The 18,058-nt window shown below is 68.2% G+C and carries 17 protein-coding genes, 3 tRNA genes and 1 pseudogene; 7 read left to right on the forward strand and 14 right to left on the reverse strand.

Features of this window, described 5'->3' with window-relative positions; translation table 11 throughout:
* Positions 1 to 32: 32 nt before the first annotated feature.
* From E3O54_RS13350 to tilS, 11 genes are all read right to left on the reverse strand, one after another.
* A complete protein-coding gene (locus E3O54_RS13350) occupies positions 33 to 791 on the reverse strand; it encodes a Rossmann-like and DUF2520 domain-containing protein (RefSeq protein WP_134401785.1) in 759 nt (252 codons plus the stop codon).
* A complete protein-coding gene (locus E3O54_RS13355) occupies positions 788 to 2,386 on the reverse strand; it encodes a PH domain-containing protein (RefSeq protein WP_134401786.1) in 1,599 nt (532 codons plus the stop codon). The genes E3O54_RS13350 and E3O54_RS13355 overlap by 4 nt, the downstream gene beginning before the upstream one ends.
* Positions 2,383 to 2,910, reverse strand: coding sequence for a PH domain-containing protein (locus E3O54_RS13360; RefSeq protein ID WP_104102447.1), 528 nt, complete (start codon positions 2,908 to 2,910; stop codon positions 2,383 to 2,385). The genes E3O54_RS13355 and E3O54_RS13360 overlap by 4 nt, the downstream gene beginning before the upstream one ends.
* Positions 2,873 to 3,343: a DUF3180 domain-containing protein gene (locus E3O54_RS13365; protein WP_104102450.1), complete on the reverse strand. Its 471-nt coding sequence runs from the start codon at positions 3,341 to 3,343 to the stop codon at positions 2,873 to 2,875. Before E3O54_RS13365 ends, E3O54_RS13360 begins: the two co-directional genes overlap by 38 nt.
* Complete coding sequence (folK, locus tag E3O54_RS13370; protein ID WP_104102453.1) at positions 3,340 to 3,864, reverse strand: 2-amino-4-hydroxy-6-hydroxymethyldihydropteridine diphosphokinase; 525 nt, start codon at positions 3,862 to 3,864, stop codon at positions 3,340 to 3,342. Before folK ends, E3O54_RS13365 begins: the two co-directional genes overlap by 4 nt.
* Positions 3,861 to 4,226: a dihydroneopterin aldolase gene (folB, locus tag E3O54_RS13375; protein ID WP_104102455.1), complete on the reverse strand. Its 366-nt coding sequence runs from the start codon at positions 4,224 to 4,226 to the stop codon at positions 3,861 to 3,863. The genes folK and folB overlap by 4 nt, the downstream gene beginning before the upstream one ends.
* Entirely contained in the window at positions 4,223 to 5,041 is an 819-nt protein-coding gene (gene folP, locus E3O54_RS13380; protein WP_370247924.1) for a dihydropteroate synthase, read from the reverse strand. Before folP ends, folB begins: the two co-directional genes overlap by 4 nt.
* A complete protein-coding gene (gene folE / locus E3O54_RS13385) occupies positions 5,038 to 5,607 on the reverse strand; it encodes a GTP cyclohydrolase I FolE (RefSeq protein ID WP_134343455.1) in 570 nt (189 codons plus the stop codon). Before folE ends, folP begins: the two co-directional genes overlap by 4 nt.
* Before the next feature lie 8 nt (positions 5,608 to 5,615).
* On the reverse strand, positions 5,616 to 7,625 hold the full coding sequence (gene ftsH, locus E3O54_RS13390; protein ID WP_134401787.1) for an ATP-dependent zinc metalloprotease FtsH: 2,010 nt from the start codon (positions 7,623 to 7,625) through the stop codon (positions 5,616 to 5,618).
* Positions 7,626 to 7,691: 66 nt separating this feature from the next.
* The gene (hpt, locus tag E3O54_RS13395) at positions 7,692 to 8,243 is read right to left on the reverse strand and encodes a hypoxanthine phosphoribosyltransferase (protein WP_134401788.1); all 552 of its coding nucleotides are present in this window, start codon (positions 8,241 to 8,243) and stop codon (positions 7,692 to 7,694) included.
* Complete coding sequence (gene tilS / locus E3O54_RS13400) at positions 8,224 to 9,297, reverse strand: tRNA lysidine(34) synthetase TilS (RefSeq protein ID WP_104102466.1); 1,074 nt, start codon at positions 9,295 to 9,297, stop codon at positions 8,224 to 8,226. Before tilS ends, hpt begins: the two co-directional genes overlap by 20 nt.
* A gap of 45 nt (positions 9,298 to 9,342) precedes the next feature.
* Here tilS and E3O54_RS13405 point away from each other — a divergent pair, with 45 nt between their 5' ends.
* Positions 9,343 to 9,834 (forward strand): inorganic diphosphatase, encoded by a 492-nt coding sequence (locus tag E3O54_RS13405; protein WP_104102469.1) that lies wholly within the window; start codon positions 9,343 to 9,345, stop codon positions 9,832 to 9,834.
* A 208-nt stretch (positions 9,835 to 10,042) separates the two neighbouring features.
* Positions 10,043 to 10,561 (forward strand): DUF6671 family protein, encoded by a 519-nt coding sequence (locus E3O54_RS13410; protein WP_134342633.1) that lies wholly within the window; start codon positions 10,043 to 10,045, stop codon positions 10,559 to 10,561.
* A gap of 231 nt (positions 10,562 to 10,792) precedes the next feature.
* Here E3O54_RS13410 and E3O54_RS17225 read toward each other — a convergent pair whose 3' ends face one another.
* Together E3O54_RS17225 and E3O54_RS13425 are read right to left on the reverse strand one after the other, a co-directional pair.
* Positions 10,793 to 12,220 (reverse strand): NlpC/P60 family protein, encoded by a 1,428-nt coding sequence (locus tag E3O54_RS17225; RefSeq protein ID WP_134372741.1) that lies wholly within the window; start codon positions 12,218 to 12,220, stop codon positions 10,793 to 10,795.
* Complete coding sequence (locus tag E3O54_RS13425) at positions 12,213 to 13,616, reverse strand: M23 family metallopeptidase (protein WP_134401789.1); 1,404 nt, start codon at positions 13,614 to 13,616, stop codon at positions 12,213 to 12,215. The genes E3O54_RS17225 and E3O54_RS13425 overlap by 8 nt, the downstream gene beginning before the upstream one ends.
* Positions 13,617 to 13,854: 238 nt before the next feature.
* Here E3O54_RS13425 and E3O54_RS13430 point away from each other — a divergent pair.
* The 4 genes from E3O54_RS13430 to E3O54_RS13445 all read left to right on the forward strand — a co-directional run bounded on the left by E3O54_RS13430 (position 13,855) and on the right by E3O54_RS13445 (position 15,197).
* Positions 13,855 to 13,927, forward strand: a tRNA-Glu gene (locus E3O54_RS13430).
* 86 nt (positions 13,928 to 14,013) lie between these two features.
* Positions 14,014 to 14,087: transfer RNA gene (locus E3O54_RS13435), tRNA-Asp, on the forward strand.
* A gap of 67 nt (positions 14,088 to 14,154) precedes the next feature.
* Positions 14,155 to 14,227 (forward strand) — tRNA-Phe (locus E3O54_RS13440).
* Positions 14,228 to 14,612: 385 nt separating this feature from the next.
* A complete protein-coding gene (locus E3O54_RS13445; protein ID WP_104102715.1) occupies positions 14,613 to 15,197 on the forward strand; it encodes an acyltransferase in 585 nt (194 codons plus the stop codon).
* Positions 15,198 to 15,207: 10 nt separating this feature from the next.
* On the opposite strand, the pseudogene E3O54_RS13450 reads toward E3O54_RS13445, so the two are convergent.
* Positions 15,208 to 16,086 (reverse strand): annotated as a pseudogene (locus E3O54_RS13450) (neutral zinc metallopeptidase).
* 405 nt (positions 16,087 to 16,491) lie between these two features.
* Here E3O54_RS13450 and E3O54_RS13455 point away from each other — a divergent pair.
* The gene (locus tag E3O54_RS13455; RefSeq protein WP_233191492.1) at positions 16,492 to 18,030 is read left to right on the forward strand and encodes a sugar transferase; all 1,539 of its coding nucleotides are present in this window, start codon (positions 16,492 to 16,494) and stop codon (positions 18,028 to 18,030) included.
* The last annotated feature ends 28 nt before the right edge of the window (positions 18,031 to 18,058 follow it).

Raw genomic sequence — 18,058 nt, forward strand, 5'->3', positions numbered from 1 at the left:
GTTCACTCGTCCTCCGGTGTGTTGCGGTTGTGTCATTCGTCGAAACCGTCCTGGTCGCGGGTGTCGAGCGCGTCCAGCGTGTCGAGCTGGGAGAGGTCGAGACGGTCGGGGCTGGTTCGGGCCAGCGCGTTCTCCATGGCGGACCGCATCAGCGGCGCGATCACCGCTCCGGGGTGCTCGATGCCGATGCCGGCCAGCAGCCCGGTGGCCTGCTCCACGATCGAGGTGGAGAACGCCGTGGCGGTGTCAACGGCCTCGGCATAGGCAGCCCGGTCGGCCTCCGCGACGATCACGGGCTCGCCGCCCATCTCCACGACCAGCGCCTGCCCGATCGGCAGCACTGGCGTAGGCGCCGTCACCGCGAAGTAGCTGTCGGCGAGGCGGGCCAGGTCGATGCTGGTGCCGGTGAAGCTCATGGCCGGGTGGATGGCCAGCGGGATTGCGCCACCGGCCAGCGCCGGGGCCAGCACCGAGGTGCCATACCGGGCCGAGGTGTGCAACACAAGCTGGCCGGCCTGCCAGGTTCCGGCGGCCGCGAGCCCGCTGACGAGGCTCTCGAGCTGGGCGTCGGGCACGGCGATGATGACCAGTTCGCTGCGCTCGACGATCTCGGGAACGGTGAGGATGGGCGCGCCCGGAAGAATCGCCTCGGCCCGGTCGCGGCTGGACTGCGAGATGGCGGAGATCCCGACGATCGCGTGGCCCGCGCCGGCGAGGGCGGCGCCGAGGATGGGGCCGACCCGGCCGGCACCGATGATGCCGATTCCGAGGCGTCCGGGACGCGGCGTCATTCGATGACTCCGTTCGGTTGCTTCCAGGTGGGTTGGGCCGCGGTCGGCTGGTCCTGGATCGGCTGGTTCCAGTGGTGGCTGGTGTCGGACTGGGCCGACGAGATGGCCCCGGAGGCGATCCGGTCGAAGAAAACCAGGGCCTCTGCGGCGGCCACCACCCCGAGGTAGGCGGAGACCGGCCCGGCGACGGTGTGCAGCCGGGCGGAGGCGAGGCGCAGCATCCGGGTCACGGGGCCCTGCGAGATGGCGACGCTCTGCAACCGGGCCAGCGGCACCAGCACCAGCTCCCGCGAGATCACGCCGCGCCGGAGCAGAGCGATGCCGCCCACGACGGTGTAGCCGGTGCGGCGCCAGGAGAACGGATGCAGCCAGGCCGCCCGGCGCGGCGCGTTCGTGAAGCCGTCGTCGCCGCCCTTCGAGCGGAGGCCCCGTTCGATCAGGGCCTGCTGCTCCGCCGAGTCGAACCCGGGCAGGATCAATTCGAGCACCCGGGCGACGTCGGCGAGCGTGCCCACCGGGAGGGTTGTGGTGTTGGCCTCGCCGGCGGCACCCTGGGTGCTGGAGTGGCCGGCCGTGTTGATGCGCACCTGCCACCAGCCGAACGGGCGCCAGAGCAACGGCTGCGAGACGCCGATCGCGTGGACCCGGCCCGGCGGCAGGGTCTCGTTGCTAGTAGTGAGCAGCCCGAAGCCGATCCGCACGCCGTCGGGGGTGCCGGCGATGCTGTAGCGCAGCGACTTGATGACCCTGGTGAAATAGAAGCTGACGCTGGCGATCAGGGTGGGGATGAAGGCTACGAGCAGCCAGTCGCTGCCGCCGGCGGTCACGCCGACGATCAGGGCGATTCCGGCGAGCACGACGAAAACCGTGAAGCCGCTGAACACGACGGATCCGATCAGCCGCCCGGGCGGAATCCGCACCACCGATTCCGGCGGGGCGGCGTCGGGGTCCAGCTCGGGCGCGAAGAGATCCCGGGCCCGGTCGGCGGCGGCGGTCGCGGGAGAGAGGGGTGACGCGGGAGCGAGACCGAGACGGGAGGTCTGGGCCAGCGCGGCATCCGGGGCGGGAACGGCCTGCTGCCGCAGTCCGGACGCGAGGCGAAGGATGTCCCGTCGCAGCTGGTCGGCCAGGGTCGAACCCAGGTAGGCCAGTTGCACATTGGCGTCCTGACCGGCCACGCTGACTTCGAGCTTCGCGGCGCCGATCAGGCGAGGGATGAACGGGCGCACGATGTTGACACCCTGGATGCGGTCGAGGCGGGCCCGGCGGTTGCTGCGGAAGAGCATTCCGCTACGCACCTCGACGACCTCCCCGGTGACCCGGAAGGTGTGCATGCGCCAGGACAGGTAGAAGACCGCCAGGACCAGCACAAGCACGACCGCGACCGCGAGCAGCGCCCAGCCGACGACGCCGCGCTCGAGGATCGCGTCGATCGGGTCGCCGCCGTATCTCGGCACCCCGAAGAAGACGTCGATCAGCCGCTCGCGGAGGTTGGCGATGATGAAGCCGAGCACGGCGACGATGAAGATGCCGCCGCGCAGCAGTGGGCTGGCCGGATGCAGCCGGTGCCATTCCCCGTCGGCGAGCGTGGTCACAGCCCGGCCCGGCGACTCTCGGCCAGCTCCACGAGCCGGTCGCGCAGGCTCTCCGCGTCGGCCTCGGCGAGCCCCGGGATGAGCACCCCCGACGAGGCCGCCGCGGTCACGAATTTGAGGTCGGCCAGACCCAGCCAGCGCGCGATCGGGCCGCGCGTGATATCGACCAGCTGCATCCGCCCGTAAGGGACGGACACGAACCGGGTGAACATGATGCCCCGGCGGAAGAGCAGGTCGTCGCGTCGCAGTTGATAGCCGATGGCCCGCACCCGGCGCGGTTCGAAGGCGACACTGGCCCCGGTGATCAACACGATCGCGCCGATCACGTAGAGCGCCCACTGCACGTCGAGAAGCAGCCACACCGCCGCGGCCATGGCCGTGAGCACCAGTCCGAAGACGATCGTGCCGACCGTCTCCACCACCACATAACGCGGGGAGACGCGCTTCCACTCCTCCACGTCGGGGAGGTCCAGTCCTACAGCCGCGTCAGGCACGCACTTCTCCCTGCTCTTGATCGTCGTCATCGGGGGGAAGCGTGCAGAAGTGCTCGGCCACGAGCCCCAGGGTCAGAAGGATCCCGGCGCCTACCGCCGTCCCGATTGCAGGCCATAACGATGTTACCGCCGGCACGACCGAGCGGGTCAGGATGTAGAGCACGATTCCCAGTCCGCCGCCGAGAAGCAGCGCCCCGCTCAGCGCCGACGCCTTCGCCAGCAGCGCCACCCGGATGGCCAGGAACGGGTTGACGTGTTTCCGCACCGTGCCGCGAATGGCCTGACGGATCGGCCAGGCCAGCGCCAGGACGCCGATCCCGATCGCGATCAACGCGATCGGCAGGGTGGCCGGGGGCAGGAACATCGCCGAGCCGCCGGCCGCGGCGGCCAGCTCGAGCAGGAACACGACGACCAGGCCGGCCAGACCCAGGGCGATCAGCGCCGACGGCTGCGTACGTTTCACCGGTTGCCGCCCGCGGACGGCAGTGCGGGGTACCGCTGCACGGTGGTGTTGATCGCGCCGAGCAGCGCGCGCACCGGGCCGCGGCCCGGCAGCACTGCGGCCGGGTCGAGGTCCAACCACGGGGCCAGCACGAAGTCGCGCTCGGCGGCCCGCTGGTGCGGGATGGTCAGGCGCTCGTCGTGCAGCGAGGCCGTTCCGAAGACGATGATATCGATGTCGAGGGTACGGTCGCCCCAGCGTTCGACCCGCACCCGACCGTGGTCGTTCTCGATGGCGTTCACCGCGTCGAGCAGGGTGTGCGGGTGCCCGGTGTAACGGATGCCGACCACCAGGTTCAGATAGCGCGGTGCCTCGTCGTCGACGCCGCCGACCTTCACCGCGGCGGACTCGTAGACCGGGGAGACGCCGGTCAGCTCGAGCCCGGGCACCTGCTCCAGCGCGTCGATCGCCGCGGTGAGGGTGGCCATGCGGTCGCCGAGATTGCTGCCCAGGGCGAGCAGCGCCGGGGTCGCGTCGGTCATGCGCGCGTCCGCACGATCTGCACCGCGACATCCGTGAACGGTACGGAGATCGGTGCCTGTGGTTTGTGCACCGTCACCTGCACCGTGTCGGCGGCGTCGTGCGCCAGCACCGCAACGGCGATGCGCTCGGCGACGGTTTCGATCAGGTCGACCGGGTTGTGCCGGGCAGCATCCGTCACTTCCACGGCGAGCTCGCCGTAGTGGATGGTCTGCGTCACATCGTCGCTCGCGGCGGCACGCCGCAGGTCGAGCCAAACCGTTACGTCGATGACGAAGTCCTGTCCGTTTTCCCGCTCGAAGTCGTAGACGCCGTGGTGCGCGTTGACCCGCAGGCCGGTGAGCGTGATGGAGTCGCTTCTCATGGTCCCATTCTGGCGGAATCCGCCAGTGCCAGCACATTCAGCGCCGTTCGCGTCGCCGCGACGTCGTGCACGCGCACCGCCCAGGCGCCGGCCTGCGCGGCCAGCACGCTGACCACGGCGGTCGGCAGATCGCGTTCCAGCACGCCCGCGTCGGCCGGGAGCACCCCGGCGAGGAACCGCTTGCGAGAGGCACCGACCATGACCGGGAACCCCAGGTCGGCGAAGGCGTCCAGGTGGGCCAGCAAACGCCAGTTGTGCTCGGGCAGCTTCGAGAAGCCGAGCCCCGGGTCGAGCACGATCTTCTCCGGCGGCAGGCCAGCCGCGGTGAGCATGTCGACCCGCGCAACCAGCTCGGCCCGCACCTCGGCGACGACGTCGCCATAGACAGCGAGGTCGTCCATCTTCGGGGCATGCGCCCGCCAGTGCATGGCGACGTAGGTCAGCCCGCTGCGTGCGGCGAGGGATGCCATCAGCGGGTCCGCCAGGCCGCCGGAGACGTCGTTGATGATCTGCGCCCCGGCGGCGGCCGCGGCGGCCGCGGTGCTCGAATTGAGGGTGTCGACACTGATCGAAAGCCCCTGCCGGGCGAGTTCGCTGATCACCGGGATCACCCGGGACTGCTCTTCGGCGGGCGCGACCCGGCCGGCGCCGGGGCGCGTGGACTCGCCGCCCACGTCGATCAGGTCGGCTCCCTGGGACTGCAGGTCGAGGGCGTGGATGATCGCGGCATCCGTCGATGCCCACCGGCCGCCGTCGCTGAAGGAATCCGGTGTGACGTTGAGCACCCCCATGATCAGGGTGCGCGGCCGGGTCACCGGCCGGAGCCGATCAGGGCCATGATCTCGGCGCGCTTCACGGGTTCGGCGAGGGACCCGCGGCTGGCCATCGTGACGGTCGAGCTGGCGGTCTGGCGCGAACCGCGGGCGGTCACGCAGCCGTGCACGGCGTCGAGCACGACCAGTACGCCGAGCGGTGCGAGCCCGATTTGGAGCGCCTCGGCGATCTCCTCGGTGAGGCGTTCCTGCATCTGGGGCCGGGCGGCGATCGTGTCGACGACAGCCGGCAGCTTGCCCAGACCCACGACCCGTTCGTTCGGCACGTAGGCAAGGTGGGCGATGCCGAGGAAGGGCAGCAGGTGATGTTCGCAGACGGAGCGGAAGGCGATGTCGCGCAGGAGCACCAGTTCACCCGTGTGCGGGCCCACCGGGATCGTGTCACGCAGGTGGTCGACCGGGTCCACCGCCAGCCCGGCGAAGAGCTCACCGTAGGATTCGGCCACCCGGCGAGGGGTCGCCCTGAGGCCCGGACGGGCGGGATCTTCACCGATTGCGGCGAGGATCTCGGCGACCGCGGCTTCGATCCGAACCCTGTCCACTGCCACCCGGGGGCCTACGCGGTGGCAGGACGAGGGGTACGGGCCGGCGTGCGCGCCGGAGTGCGCGCGGCGGTCTCGCCAGCGGTACTGCCATCGGCGACTCCGCTCTCGATGAGGGCCTTGGGGGTCGGCATCGCGATGGGCGGCAGGTCGGAGACCGGACGCTTGTCACTGGACAGCCACTGCGGCCGCGGGGGCAGCTTGACGACGCCCGTGAAGAGCCCGGACAGCGCGTGCTGGTCGAGCGTCTCGTGCTCGAGCAGCTCGGCGGCCAGTTCATCGAGGATGGCCCGGTTCGTGATCAGCACCTGGTAAGCCTCGTCGTGCGCGTCTTCAAGCAGCTGGCGCACTTCGGCGTCGACGCTTTCGGCGACCCGCTCGGAGTAGTCCCGCTGGTGGCCCATGTCGCGGCCGAGGAAAACCTCACCGGAACCCTGCCCGAGCTTGAGCGGGCCGACAGCCGAGCTCATGCCGAACTCGGTGACCATCTTGCGCGCGGTCGAGGTGGCCTTCTCGATGTCGTTCGAGGCGCCGGTGGTCGGGTCGTGGAAGATGATCTCCTCGGCCACCCGACCGCCCATTGCGTAGGCGAGCTGGTCGAGTAGTTCGTTGCGGGTGACGGAGTAGCGGTCTTCGACCGGCATAACCATCGTGTAGCCGAGGGCGCGGCCGCGGGGCAGGATCGTGATCTTGGTGACCGGGTCGGTGTTGCGCATTGCGGTCGCCACGAGCGCGTGGCCGCCCTCGTGGTACGCGGTGATCAGCTTCTCTTTGTCACGCATGACACGGCTGCGGCGCTGCGGACCGGCCATCACGCGGTCGACTGCCTCGTCGAGGGCGCGGTTGTCGATCAGCTGCGCGTTGGAACGCGCGGTGAGCAGCGCGGCCTCGTTGAGAACGTTGGCCAAATCGGCGCCGGTGAAGCCGGGCGTCTTGCGCGCCAGCACCTCGAGGTCGACGCCGGGAGCCATCGGCTTGCCCTTGGAGTGCACCTCCAGGATGCGCTTGCGACCGAGCATGTCGGGTGCGTCCACGCCGATCTGACGGTCGAAGCGACCGGGGCGTAGCAGCGCAGGGTCGAGGATGTCGGGCCGGTTGGTGGCCGCGATGAGAATGACGTTCGCCTTGACGTCGAAGCCGTCCATCTCGACCAGCAGCTGGTTGAGGGTCTGCTCGCGCTCGTCGTGCCCGCCGCCCATGCCGGCGCCGCGGTGACGGCCAACGGCGTCGATCTCATCGATGAAGATGATGGCCGGGGCGTTTTCCTTGGCCTGCTGGAACAGGTCGCGCACGCGGCTCGCGCCGACGCCGACGAACATTTCCACGAAGTCGGAGCCCGAGATCGCGTAGAACGGCACGTTGGCCTCGCCGGCGACGGCCCGGGCGAGGAGGGTCTTACCGGTTCCGGGAGGGCCGTAGAGCAGAACGCCCTTGGGGATGCGTGCCCCGACGGCCTGGAACTTCGCCGGCTCCTTGAGGAAATCCTTGATCTCCTCGAGCTCCTCGATGGCCTCGTCGGCGCCCGCGACATCCGCGAACGTCACCTGGGGGCTCTCCTTGGATACCAGCTTGGCCTTCGACTTGCCAAACTGCATCACCTTGTTGCCGCCGCCCTGCATGCCGGCGAGCATGAACCAGAAGAACGCGCCGATCAGGAGCAGGGGCAGCATGATGCCGAGCAGCGACAAGATCCAGCTGGACTTCGGCACCTCGTCGGTGAAGCCGTCGGCCGGATTGGCAGTGGTGACGGCCGTGATGACCTCTTCGCCGCGCGGGGCGACGTAGTAGAACTGGACCTCGCTACCGAGGTCTTTATCCGCCTTGGTCAGGGTGAGGTCGACCCGCTGCTCGCCGTCGACGATCGTGGCCTCGGAGACCTTCCCGTCTTTCAGGAACTCCAGTCCCTGTTGGGTCGGAATCTCTTTGAATCCCGACATGGTAATGAGACTCGACCCTACCCACACAGCAACAATCGCCAGGAGAATGTAGAGGAGCGGCCCGCGCAGTAGCTTCTTGACGTTCATCGTGGTGACAGGCTACCGTGACCGCGCTGGACGAAGACCGTGTGTTCGCCCAAAGCGCTACCAGGCTCAGCTGTAGATGTGCGGGGCGAGAACGCCCACCGAGCGCAGGTTGCGGTAGCGTTCGTCGAAGTCGAGACCGTAGCCCACGACAAACTGGTTCGGGATGTCGAAACCGAGGTATTTCACGTCGATGTCGACGCGAGCGGCATCCGGCTTGCGCAGCAGGGCGCAGATTTCAACGGATTCCGGTCCGCGAGACTTCAGGTTGGACAGCAGCCACGAGAGCGTCAGACCGGAGTCGATGATGTCCTCGACGATGAGCACGTTGCGGCCGTGCAGGTCGGTGTCGAGGTCCTTCAGGATGCGCACGACGCCGCTGGACTGCGTGCCGGACCCGTAGGAGCTGACCGCCATCCAGTCCATCGTGATCGGGTGCACGAGTTCGCGCGCCAGATCGGCCATGACCATGACCGCTCCTTTGAGCACGCCGACCAGCAACAGGTCCCTGCCGGCATAGTCCGCCTCAATCAGGCGGCACAGCTCTGCGAGCCGGGTGCGGATCTGCTCCTCCTCGATCAGAATCTCGGTGAGGTCGCCTTCAATGTCGCGGGGTTCCATGGGAGCGGGAGGGTCCTTTACTCGGGGCGTGTCCAGGCGCGGTCAATATCAGCCAGCCGTCCTGCCGTATAACCCTAACGCCTGGCAGGTCAAGCGGCTTCTGCCCGTGCCAGTCGGTGACCAGGCGCAGCACGGCCAGCGTGTGCACGCGTTCCAGGGACACCCCGAACTCCCGTTCGACCGAGAATCGGATGATCCGCTGGCGCACCGCGGGCGGATTCGTCTCGAGCCGGCTCGCGTCCAGCCGGATTCCGGCGCCGTCGGCAGAGTCGCTGAGCGGTTCGCTCAGCTGCTCGCTGAGACCACGGGCCATGTCGTCGAGCGCGCTCGAGTCCTCGCGCAGCTGCCCGGCCGTGCGCACGAGTGCTTCGGCCACGCCGGGCCCCAGCTCCCGCTCGAGTACGGGCAGCACGGTCTGGCGTACCCGCACCCGCTGGAAGCGGGGGTCGTCGTTGTGCGGGTCCTGCCAGGGGTGCAGGCCGGCATCCACGCAGAATTGCCGGGTCCGGGCGCGACGGATGCCCAGCAGCGGCCGCAGAATCGGCCCGCCGACCGGCTTCATTCCCTGCAGGCTTGTGGGGCCCGATCCCCGGGCAAGGCCGAGTAGCACGGTCTCGGCCTGATCGTCGAGTGTGTGCCCGAGGAGGATGTGGCTCGCGCCGGTCTCCCGCCGCGCCTGGTCGAAGGCCGCGTACCGAGCGGTGCGGGCGGAGGCCTCCGGACCGCCGGCATCCGTGCCGTGGTCGACCGTCACCCGAAGAACGAGAACCGGGTCGAGGCCGAGTTCCCGCGCCTGCCCGGCCGCGGCCGCCGCGACGCCGGCCGAGCCGGCCTGCAGGGCGTGGTCGACGATGACCGCCCCGGCGCGCAGGCCCGCGCGCGGCGCCTCGAAAGCGGTGGCTGCGGCCAGGGCGAGCGAGTCGGCTCCCCCGCTGAGGCCGACCAGCACCAGGCCGCCGCCGCGGGCCGGGCCGGCCTCGGTGAGCAGGGTGCGTACATGGCGGCGCACATCGGCGATCGCCGGGGTGAGCCTCGGGCGGCGTGGGGACTCCATCCAGTAACGTTATCGACAGACTGTGAACAAGGGAGAGACCAGGCCATGGCCGCATACGACGCAGTAATCGAAATCCCTCGCGGGAGCCGCAACAAGTACGAAGTCGATCATGAGACCGGGCGGGTGTACCTGGACCGGGTTCTCTACACGAGCTTCGTGTACCCGACCGACTACGGCTTCTTCGAGAACACCCTGGGACTCGACGGCGACCCGGTCGACGTCCTGGTCCTGATCGAGTTTCCCCTTTTCCCAGGGGTCGGCCTGTCGGTTCGCCCGGTCGGCGTGTTCAATATGACGGATGACGGCGGCTCAGACGCAAAGGTCATCGCGGTTCCCGCGGGCGACCCGCGCTGGGACTATATCCAGGACGTCACCGACATCCCGGAGTACACCCGCAAGGAGATCGAGCACTTCTTCGAGCACTACAAGGACCTCGAACCCGGCAAATGGGTCAAGACCGAGGGCTGGGGCGACGCCGCGGAGGCCGACCAGATCGTGCGCGACGGCCTCACGAAACTGGCGGAAGAGGGCCACTAGGACGCGTCTCCTTCAGTCCGGTGAGGATTGTCGGCAGAGTCGACCCGTGACTCGTACTGCCGTGAGGGCGGGCGTGAGTGAGGGCGGGCTGCCGGGACTCGTCCCGGGCCGAGATCACGCGCAGACCGGAGATCATCCCGCCGATGTCCAGCCACACCGGGCCCGCGTGCCCGCCGGGATGCAGTCGCCCGGCGGGACGTGAACCACCTTGGGCCCGGAGATTGCCGAAGGCAGCGTCAGCACCTCGCCAGTGGCCGGAAGACGACACATCGTTAGCGCCAGCGAAGCCATCACGTTCGCGTCGGCTATCGGCTTCCTGGACCAGGGCGTGATCCTGCACGGCACACAGAAGAACCACACGGTCACCCACAAAAGCATCACCCAATTCGAGATCCTCGGCGACACCGCTGAAGCACTTCTGAAACAGCACCAATCCGTTGCGATACTTCCGGACTACCGCGCCCACAAGGCACCATCCCGCGCCGCAGCCATCCGAGCACTGTGCGAGAAAATGGCCCAGCGTCTCTCAACCGAGTGTCCGGCCTCCCGGGCGCCCGGGTTTGGCCACGTCGACGTCGAACACGGCCTGCCCTGCTCCTTCTGCGGATCGGCAACCCAGGCCATCACAGCCGATATCCACGGTTGCGGCCGGTGGACTCACCAGATCCGACCACCACGAAATCACGCACTGGCAGCCCCAGAATGGTGCGACTGCTGCAACCCATGAAGTGGCGACCCCACACGTGCTGCCGCCTCGTTCGTCCCCGCGCTCCTCGAGCGGCGACGCCGGGTTGCCACACCCGCAAGCTGTGGCGCGGACTTGCCACTCGCCACGACAAACCCGCCCTCACTTACCGGGGCGGAGCTGTCCTGAGCGCCATCGTGGTGTGGTGACACGAATTCGCAGACACGCCCCGGATGCCCGCGCACCCGACAACCCGGTGATCCGTTTCGCCGGTCAGCCGGGTCGTCCCACGTAGGGAGCCACGTCGCCCGCAGACCAGATGCCGTGGATGCGCACGGGCGAGGACGGGTTCGGGGCCTCGAGGATTTTGCCGCCGCCCACGTAGATAGCCACATGGTAGTAGTCGCCACCACCGCCCCAGAATACGAGGTCGCCGCGCTGAGCTTGATTGAAGGGCACCAGGCGACCCTCGTTGGCCATGGTGCGGTACTGGTTGGTGGCCGAGTGCGAGCCAATGTAGATGCCCGCCGCCGCGTAGGCGGCCTTGGTCAGCCCCGAGCAGTCCCAGACGTTCGGCCCGGAGCCGCCGAGCACGTAGCGGTCGCCGAGCTGCTGGGTGGCGAATGACAGCGCCGTGTCGACCGCTCCGGCGCTCGGGGCCCGGGCCGCGGTGGTCGGAGCCGCCGGGGCCGGAGTCGCAGGAGCCGCAGGAGCTGCCGGGGCCGGAGCCGCAGGAGCTGCCGCGGCAGCGGGCTGGGCCGCCTGGGCCGGGGTGACCGGCCGTGAAGCGGGCTGCTGTGCTGCGGGCTGGGGCGCGGGCTGGGCCGCCGGCTGCCGGGGCGTGCTCTTGCCGCCCGCGGCCTTCTGGGCGTCGGCTGCGGTCTTTTGGGCGGCCGCCGCCTGCGCCCGGGCGAGGGCCGCCGTCGCCGCCTCGGCATCTTGACCGGCTTGGTAGGCGCGTTCGGCCTCGGCCGTGGTGTCCTTCAACAGGGCCAGCTGCGCGAACAGCTCAGTGGAGCGCCGCTGCTCGGTCTCGTAGGCCGTCTCGGCGGCCTGCGCGGCCACATTCGCCGCCTCGTACCTGGCCAGCGATTCCGCGCTGAGCCGGGTGCGTTCCTCGGCAGCGGATGCCGCCTGCTTCCCGAGCGACTCGGAGGTGTTCTTATCCTGCAGTGCTTCGCGGTAGATCGTGTCCGACTGCTCACTCAGCTTGCTCGCGGTGCCGAGCCGTCCAAGCAACTCATCGGAGTTGTCGCCGTTGAGAAACAGGCTCAGCGACAGATCCTGGGCGCCGGTCTTCGCCAGGTGGGCTGCGATCAGGCCAGCCCGCAGCTTCGAGGTCGCGGCACGGGCCTCCGCCGTCTGGGCCTGCCTCGCCAGGCTCGCTTCACGGGCCGTGGCCGCTTCGAGGTCGTCCAGCGCGACCCGGTAGGCCTCCGCCACGATCAGCGAGGCTTTGGTGGCCGCCGCCGCCGAGATCTGCAGGCCCTGGAGCAGCTCGGTAATCGATTCGATCTCGGCCTGCTTGGTGGCCTCGCTGAGCTTGGCCTTCGCCACGTCGTCCCAACTGGGGTAGCCGGGCACGGCGAACGCCGCCGGCGCCGCGACGCCCACGGATGCCGAGACAGCTCCGAGGGCGACCGCCGCGAACAGACGGGAGGGCTTCTTGCGCCACCCCCGTCGGTCGGTGTCCCTAGCCAAGGGAAGCGCCCCGGTCCGACATGAACGGAACCGGGTTGATCTGGCTGCCGTTGGTGCGCACCTCGAAGTGGAGGTGGCAGCCGCTGGCCGCACCGGTCTCCCCAACGCTGGCGATGTTCTCCCCCGCGGAGACGCTCTCGCCGTTGGAGACGAAGATGCCGCCCGAGCGGATGTGGGCATACCCGGTGGAGATGCCGTTGGCGTGCTGGATCAAAACGAAGTTGCCGTAGGTTCCGTAGAGACCGGCGTAGACGACGGTGCCGCTGCTGGCCGCGTAGATTCCCGAGCCGCAGCCGGCGCCGAGGTCCGTGCCGCTGTGGAAGCCCTTGCTGCAGCCCTCGTTGCCGCAGATCTGCGCACGCGGGCCGTAGCCGTCCGTGATGCGCCCGCCGGATGGAACCGCCCAGCCACCGCCGCCGACTGAGCCGCCGGAGCTGCTGGACGAGCCTCCCCCGTTGCTCGGCCTCGCGGCCGCTGCAGCTGCGGCCGCTGCGGCCGCCCGCGCGCTGGCCGCAGCGCGCTCGACGCGCACCCGTTCCGCTTCGATGGCGGCCAGTCGCGCCCGCTCGGCCACTCCGGCCTCGTAGCCGGCCGACGTAGTGGCCTGCGCATCCTGCATGAACGCCAGCTGGGCGTCGAGTTCGACTCTCTTCGCCTCCGACTCGGCTAGGGCACTGGCGGCCGCCTGCGCGGCGGCCTGCGCAGCGACGAGCGCTTCCTCGGCCGCGACGCGAAGCTTCTCGCGCTCGGCTTGGGCGACCTTGGCCTGGTCACCCAGAGACTCGGCCACGTTGGTGGCGGTCTGCGCCTGCTCGTAGACGCTGCTGCTGCGTTCGACGAGCTTACTCATGCTGCCCAGCTTGGACAGGAGCGCATCGGCGTCTTCGCCGCGCCCCTCGCCGTCGAGAAAGAGGTTCACGCTCAGGTCGGTGCCGCCGGTGCGGTAGAGCTGGGCGGCAAGTTGGCCGGCCTGGCGAGTCGCGGTCGCCGCCACCGCGGAGCTCGCGGCGGACTGCGCCTCGAGGTCGGCGGCGCGCCGGCTGGCCTCGTCGAACTTCTCTTGCGCCGCCTGCAGTTCCGCTCCGCGGGCCTCGGATTCGGCTTGGGTCTGCTCCACCTGGGTCTGCAGGTCGGCGATCAGACCCTGGATCTGGCTGACCTGCGCCGAGGCGGCGGCCGTGTTGGACTTGGCGTTCTGCACGTCCTGCCACGTTGGATAGTCGATGGCCTGGGCCGGGCCGGCCGGACCGATGAGGGAAACAAAGAGGGAGAGCGCAGCGACGAAACCGGTCGCCAGGCTGACACGGTGGCGGCGACGGCGCCTGCTGCCCGCGGATCCGTCACCCCCCTTTTCCGCTCGTGCTTCCCGGCTGAAGAGAACTGCCGTGCGCTTCATTACTCCCCGATCGGGCTCGTTACACACATCTGCTACTGCTTGAGACCGACTCAGAGTAACAACAACAGGGTAAAAACACCCCCCTTGAATCTAGCGGCCCGTCAAGCGAAACCTGGGAAATTCACGGGCTCAATGCCTGCGACACCCCCGGAAGGAACACTTTTTGCTCTCGATTTGAGATTCCCGGGCGGTAGACCGTATGCTTATGCGTCGGAAGCCATGAGGTTTATGGCGTCTCGGCCCCATCGTTTAGCGGCCTAGGACGGCGCCCTTTCACGGCGTTAACACGGGTTCGAATCCCGTTGGGGCTACGCATCCTGCAGGTCTGGGATGTGCAAGAATAAGTAAGTACGAAAACAGCTAGACAAAGTTCGACTCTCGTTAGATCTTCTTACGAGGCCCTGTAGCGCAGTTGGTTAGCGCGCCGCCCTGTCACGGCGGAGGTCGCCGGTTCAAGTCCGGTCAGGGTCGCACAGGCAACAAGCCCTTTCGACAGAGAGGGTTTTTTTCCTTGAAGCGGCTTCTCGAAGCCACTTCTGGCCCTGTAGCTCAGTTGGTAGAGCGTTCGACTGAAAATCGAAAGGTCACCGGATCGACGCCGGTCGGGGCCACTGAAGGTCATTCCCAGGCTTCTACTGGGGTGGCCTTCTTTTTTTTTGCCTCGCAGCCCGGTATCCGTAGGCCGCCCGGGGAAGACTCCGGCTCGCAGCGCGTTCACCTCCCGAACCAAGCCCCCCCCCCCCCCGAAGAGGTCCTAGTAGCTCGCGTCCAAACGGGGGTACATTCCGTGCTGTGACTCGCTGAGAAAACGTCAGATTGTTCGCAGATGTCGTGCGAGGATTCCCGGCAGCGGCGCACGCGGCAGCCACCGCGGCAGCACTTCTCCGACCTGTAACCCGAACTGCAGGGAATCACCGTGAATACGCTTCTTTGTCGTCGATTCCTCCGCCCCCCCGCGGAGCACCCGACCCTTTTCCTGCCACCCGAGGGGACGTGATGGGAGTCGCGGCGTCGGCCGAGATCGATCCAAGCGCCGTGATCGGCCCCGGTTGCACGATCCGCCCGCTCGTGCAGGTGCGCGAATACGCGCGGCTCGGCCCCGAGTGCGTTCTCGCCCGCGGCGCCTATATCGGACCCGGCGTCGTGGTTGGGCGGCACTGTACGATCCAGGACTACGCGGTCATCTACGAGCCTTCCCTATTGGAGGACGGGGTTTTCGTGGGCGCCGCGGCGGTCTTCACCAATGACACGCATCCTCGGGCCGTGAATCCCGACGGAACGCTCAGGGCCACCGACGACCGCGACCTCGTGGGGGTGACCGTGCGTACCGGCGCGTCGATCGGCGCCCACGCGGTCTGCATCGCCCCGCTCACGATCGGACGGTGGGCCATGGTGGCAGCCGGTGCGGTCGTCACCGAGAATGTCCCCGACTACGCCCTGGTGGTCGGCGTGCCGGCTCGGCGCACCGGCTGGGTCGGACGCAGCGGCCTGCCCCTGCGGGCCGAGGGAGACAACCGCTTTGTGTGTCCGGTCACCGGCGAAGATTACACCGAACACGACGGCATACTCACGCGCAACTGACCCGCCCGCTCTACAGCACCGCGTCGGCCGGCGCGAACGTGTCGCAGCTACCGGCGCCGTCGTCGAAGCCGGTCTGGAACCACCGCTGGCGCTGTTCGCTGGAGCCGTGGGTCCAGGCCTCCGGGTTGACCTGGCCCTACATGGACTCCTGGATGCGGTCGTCGCCGATTGCGGATGCCGCACTGAGCGCATCTTGAATCTGTGCCGGGGTGATGGGCTTCAGGAAGGGCACTCCGCCAGTGTCGCGGGTGTCGGAGGCGGCCCCGGCCCAGGCGCCGGCGAAACAATCGGCCTGAAGTTCGACGCGCACCGCGTTGGAGCCGGCCCCGGTCTGTCCATCCTGGGAGGCCGCGAGTGTTCCATCGAGATTCTGGATGTGGTGGCCCCATTCGTGCGCCACGACGTACATTTCGGCGAGCGGGCCGCCCGACGAGCCAAAGCGGGTGCGCAGGTCGCCGAAGAACGCGGTGTCGATGTAGATGGTCGCATCCGGCGGGCAGTAGAACGGCCCGGTGGCGCTGGTGGCCCCGCCGCACCCGGTTCCGACGCTGTCGGTGAACAGCGCAACCGGCGGCCGCTGGTATTCGGCTCCGCGGGCGGGCAGTTCCTCAGCCCAGAATACGTCGAGGGACGCCGCCGCGCCCTTGATCCGGCACTCGACGTCTTCGTTCGCCTGGGCGCCGGTCGTGCACTCGGGCAGATTCGACACGCTGCCGCTGTCGACGGGCTGCGTGCCGCCGCCGGCCAGGCCACTCAGGTCGACACCCAGGAGCTGTGAGAGCAGAAAGAGGGCGATCGCACCCACGCCGCCGCCCACTGCGATTCCCGCGGTGCGGCCCCTTTTGCTGACCCGGCCGCCGCCGATGTTCGCGTTGTCGTTGAATGTCATGAGAAAAAGCTACCCGTCGAAGTGGTCCGCTGCCGCGATGATGGCGTCCGGGTTGTCGAGCTCGCTAATGGAACATTAGGTGCCCTGCGCACGATGTGCCCACCCACCGAGATGAGTGAGCTCCGCCCGTCCCCCATTCGGGGTCCGAGCCGACTTGGGCGTTCGGGGGTATGGTCAGCTCGCAAGCAGTTGAAGATTTATCACTTGTTTGTTTGGTCGGGTTGTCTCGTTCCCTAGACAGGCTTTCCCGGGCGAATCCCATCCCGCTCTGTACACCCGAAATGCAGAGGATTCACGTGAAGACGTCCGCGACGTGTCGACCTATTCGTCGACCAATATTCACCGGCCCCACCCAGGCCGAGCGCCGAGCGCTCCACCGCCCCTTGCTGGCGGGGTGAGCAGACGGTGACGGACCCTCAACCGCGCCTGCCCTTCGCGGGGCGCCTTCCCACCGCCCAGCCGAAGCTCGCCCTGGTGCCGGCACCGGCGCTGAAGAACCCAGTCAGCGTCGACGCGAAGTCGTCCGGCCTGGTCTGGGCCAAACAGTTTCGGATGAAACTCTTGATGAGCGACGTGGGCATCGTCACGACCGCGGTCGCGACGGCCCTGATCGTCAGGTTCGGCGGTGAGGGTGCCCAAGCATCCGTCGGCGGATATCGGGCCGACTACTGGTTGGTCGCCCTGCTCATCATGCTCAGCTGGATCGCGACCCTGGGGGTCTTCCACACTCGGGACTCCCGCGTCATCGGGATCGGGGCCACCGAGTACAAACAGGTGATCAACGCGAGCGCGATCACGTTTGGCCTCCTCGCAATCGGTTTCCTGGCATTCCAGGTCGACGTCGCACGCGGCTTCTTCGTGCTCGCACTCCCCCTCGGCATGTGCGGCCTTGTGCTGGAACGCTGGCTCTGGCGCCGGTGGTTGCTGCGCCAGAGGCTTTTCGGCCACTACCTCGCGCGAGTCATCGTGGTCGGAAATCGAGCCGACGTCGAATACGTGGTCGGCCAGATTGAGAATGCCGGCGCCACCTACTACGTGGTGGGGGTGGCACTCGCGAGCGACTCGAAGTCCCCGGTGAAAACCGAAAGCCGAACGATTCCGGTGGTTTCCGACCCGGCACACGTCGCCATCGCGGCCGCCGATCTTGCCGTCGATACCGTGATCGTCGCCGGCCAGCCCAGCTGGGGGAGCGAGTACATCCGCACCCTCGGCTGGCAGTTGGAGGGGACATCCGCAGACCTGGTGCTGTCCAACCAACTCACGGATGTCGCCGGTCCGCGCATCCATTTCCGGCCGGTCGAAGGCTTGCCCCTGATCCACGTTGAGATCCCACAATTCGAGGGGACAAAGCACGTCCTCAAACGCTTCCTGGACATCGGCGTGTCCGGGATCGCACTCCTTGTCTTCTGGCCGCTCCTGGTGGCCATCGCGATTGCGGTGAAGCTCGACTCCCCGGGTCCCGTCCTCTTCCACCAGGAGCGGTGCGGGCGCAATGAGCGCACCTTTCAAATGGTCAAATTCCGCTCCATGGTGCAGACGGCCGAGGACGACCTGGCAGGCCTGCTCGATCAGAACGAGGCATCCGGAGCGCTCTTCAAGATTCGCAATGATCCGCGCATCACCCGGGTGGGACGTGTGCTCCGCAAGTACTCGCTCGACGAGCTTCCCCAGCTCTGGAACATCCTGGTCGGGAACATGAGCCTCGTGGGCCCGCGACCGCCGCTTCCGGTGGAGGTCGAAGCCTACGAGATCCACGTGCACCGGCGTCTATATATCAAGCCGGGTCTGACGGGGATGTGGCAGATCAACGGCCGGTCGAATCTGAGCTGGGAGGACAGCGTGCGGCTCGACCTCTACTACGTCGAGAACTGGTCGCTGGCCGGTGACCTGATCATCATCTGGCGCACCTTCAAAACCGTCATGCGCCCGGTGGGTGCGTACTGATGAAGAATGCGAAAAACCGATCAACGGA

It is taken from the genome of Cryobacterium sp. TMT2-4, assembly GCF_004402575.1.
Taxonomy (GTDB): domain Bacteria; phylum Actinomycetota; class Actinomycetes; order Actinomycetales; family Microbacteriaceae; genus Cryobacterium; species Cryobacterium sandaracinum.

Coding starts and splice junctions, on each gene's coding strand:
- E3O54_RS13350 (WP_134401785.1), bottom strand. CDS start 791: ATGACGCCGCGTCCCGGACGCCTCGGAATCGGCATCATCGGTGCCGGC.
- E3O54_RS13360 (WP_104102447.1), bottom strand. CDS start 2,910: ATGACGACGATCAAGAGCAGGGAGAAGTGCGTGCCTGACGCGGCTGTA.
- folK (WP_104102453.1), bottom strand. CDS start 3,864: ATGACCGACGCGACCCCGGCGCTGCTCGCCCTGGGCAGCAATCTCGGC.
- folB (WP_104102455.1), bottom strand. CDS start 4,226: ATGAGAAGCGACTCCATCACGCTCACCGGCCTGCGGGTCAACGCGCAC.
- ftsH (WP_134401787.1), bottom strand. CDS start 7,625: ATGAACGTCAAGAAGCTACTGCGCGGGCCGCTCCTCTACATTCTCCTG.
- hpt (WP_134401788.1), bottom strand. CDS start 8,243: ATGGAACCCCGCGACATTGAAGGCGACCTCACCGAGATTCTGATCGAG.
- tilS (WP_104102466.1), bottom strand. CDS start 9,297: ATGGAGTCCCCACGCCGCCCGAGGCTCACCCCGGCGATCGCCGATGTG.
- E3O54_RS13405 (WP_104102469.1), top strand. CDS start 9,343: ATGGCCGCATACGACGCAGTAATCGAAATCCCTCGCGGGAGCCGCAAC.
- E3O54_RS13425 (WP_134401789.1), bottom strand. CDS start 13,616: ATGAAGCGCACGGCAGTTCTCTTCAGCCGGGAAGCACGAGCGGAAAAG.
- E3O54_RS13445 (WP_104102715.1), top strand. CDS start 14,613: ATGGGAGTCGCGGCGTCGGCCGAGATCGATCCAAGCGCCGTGATCGGC.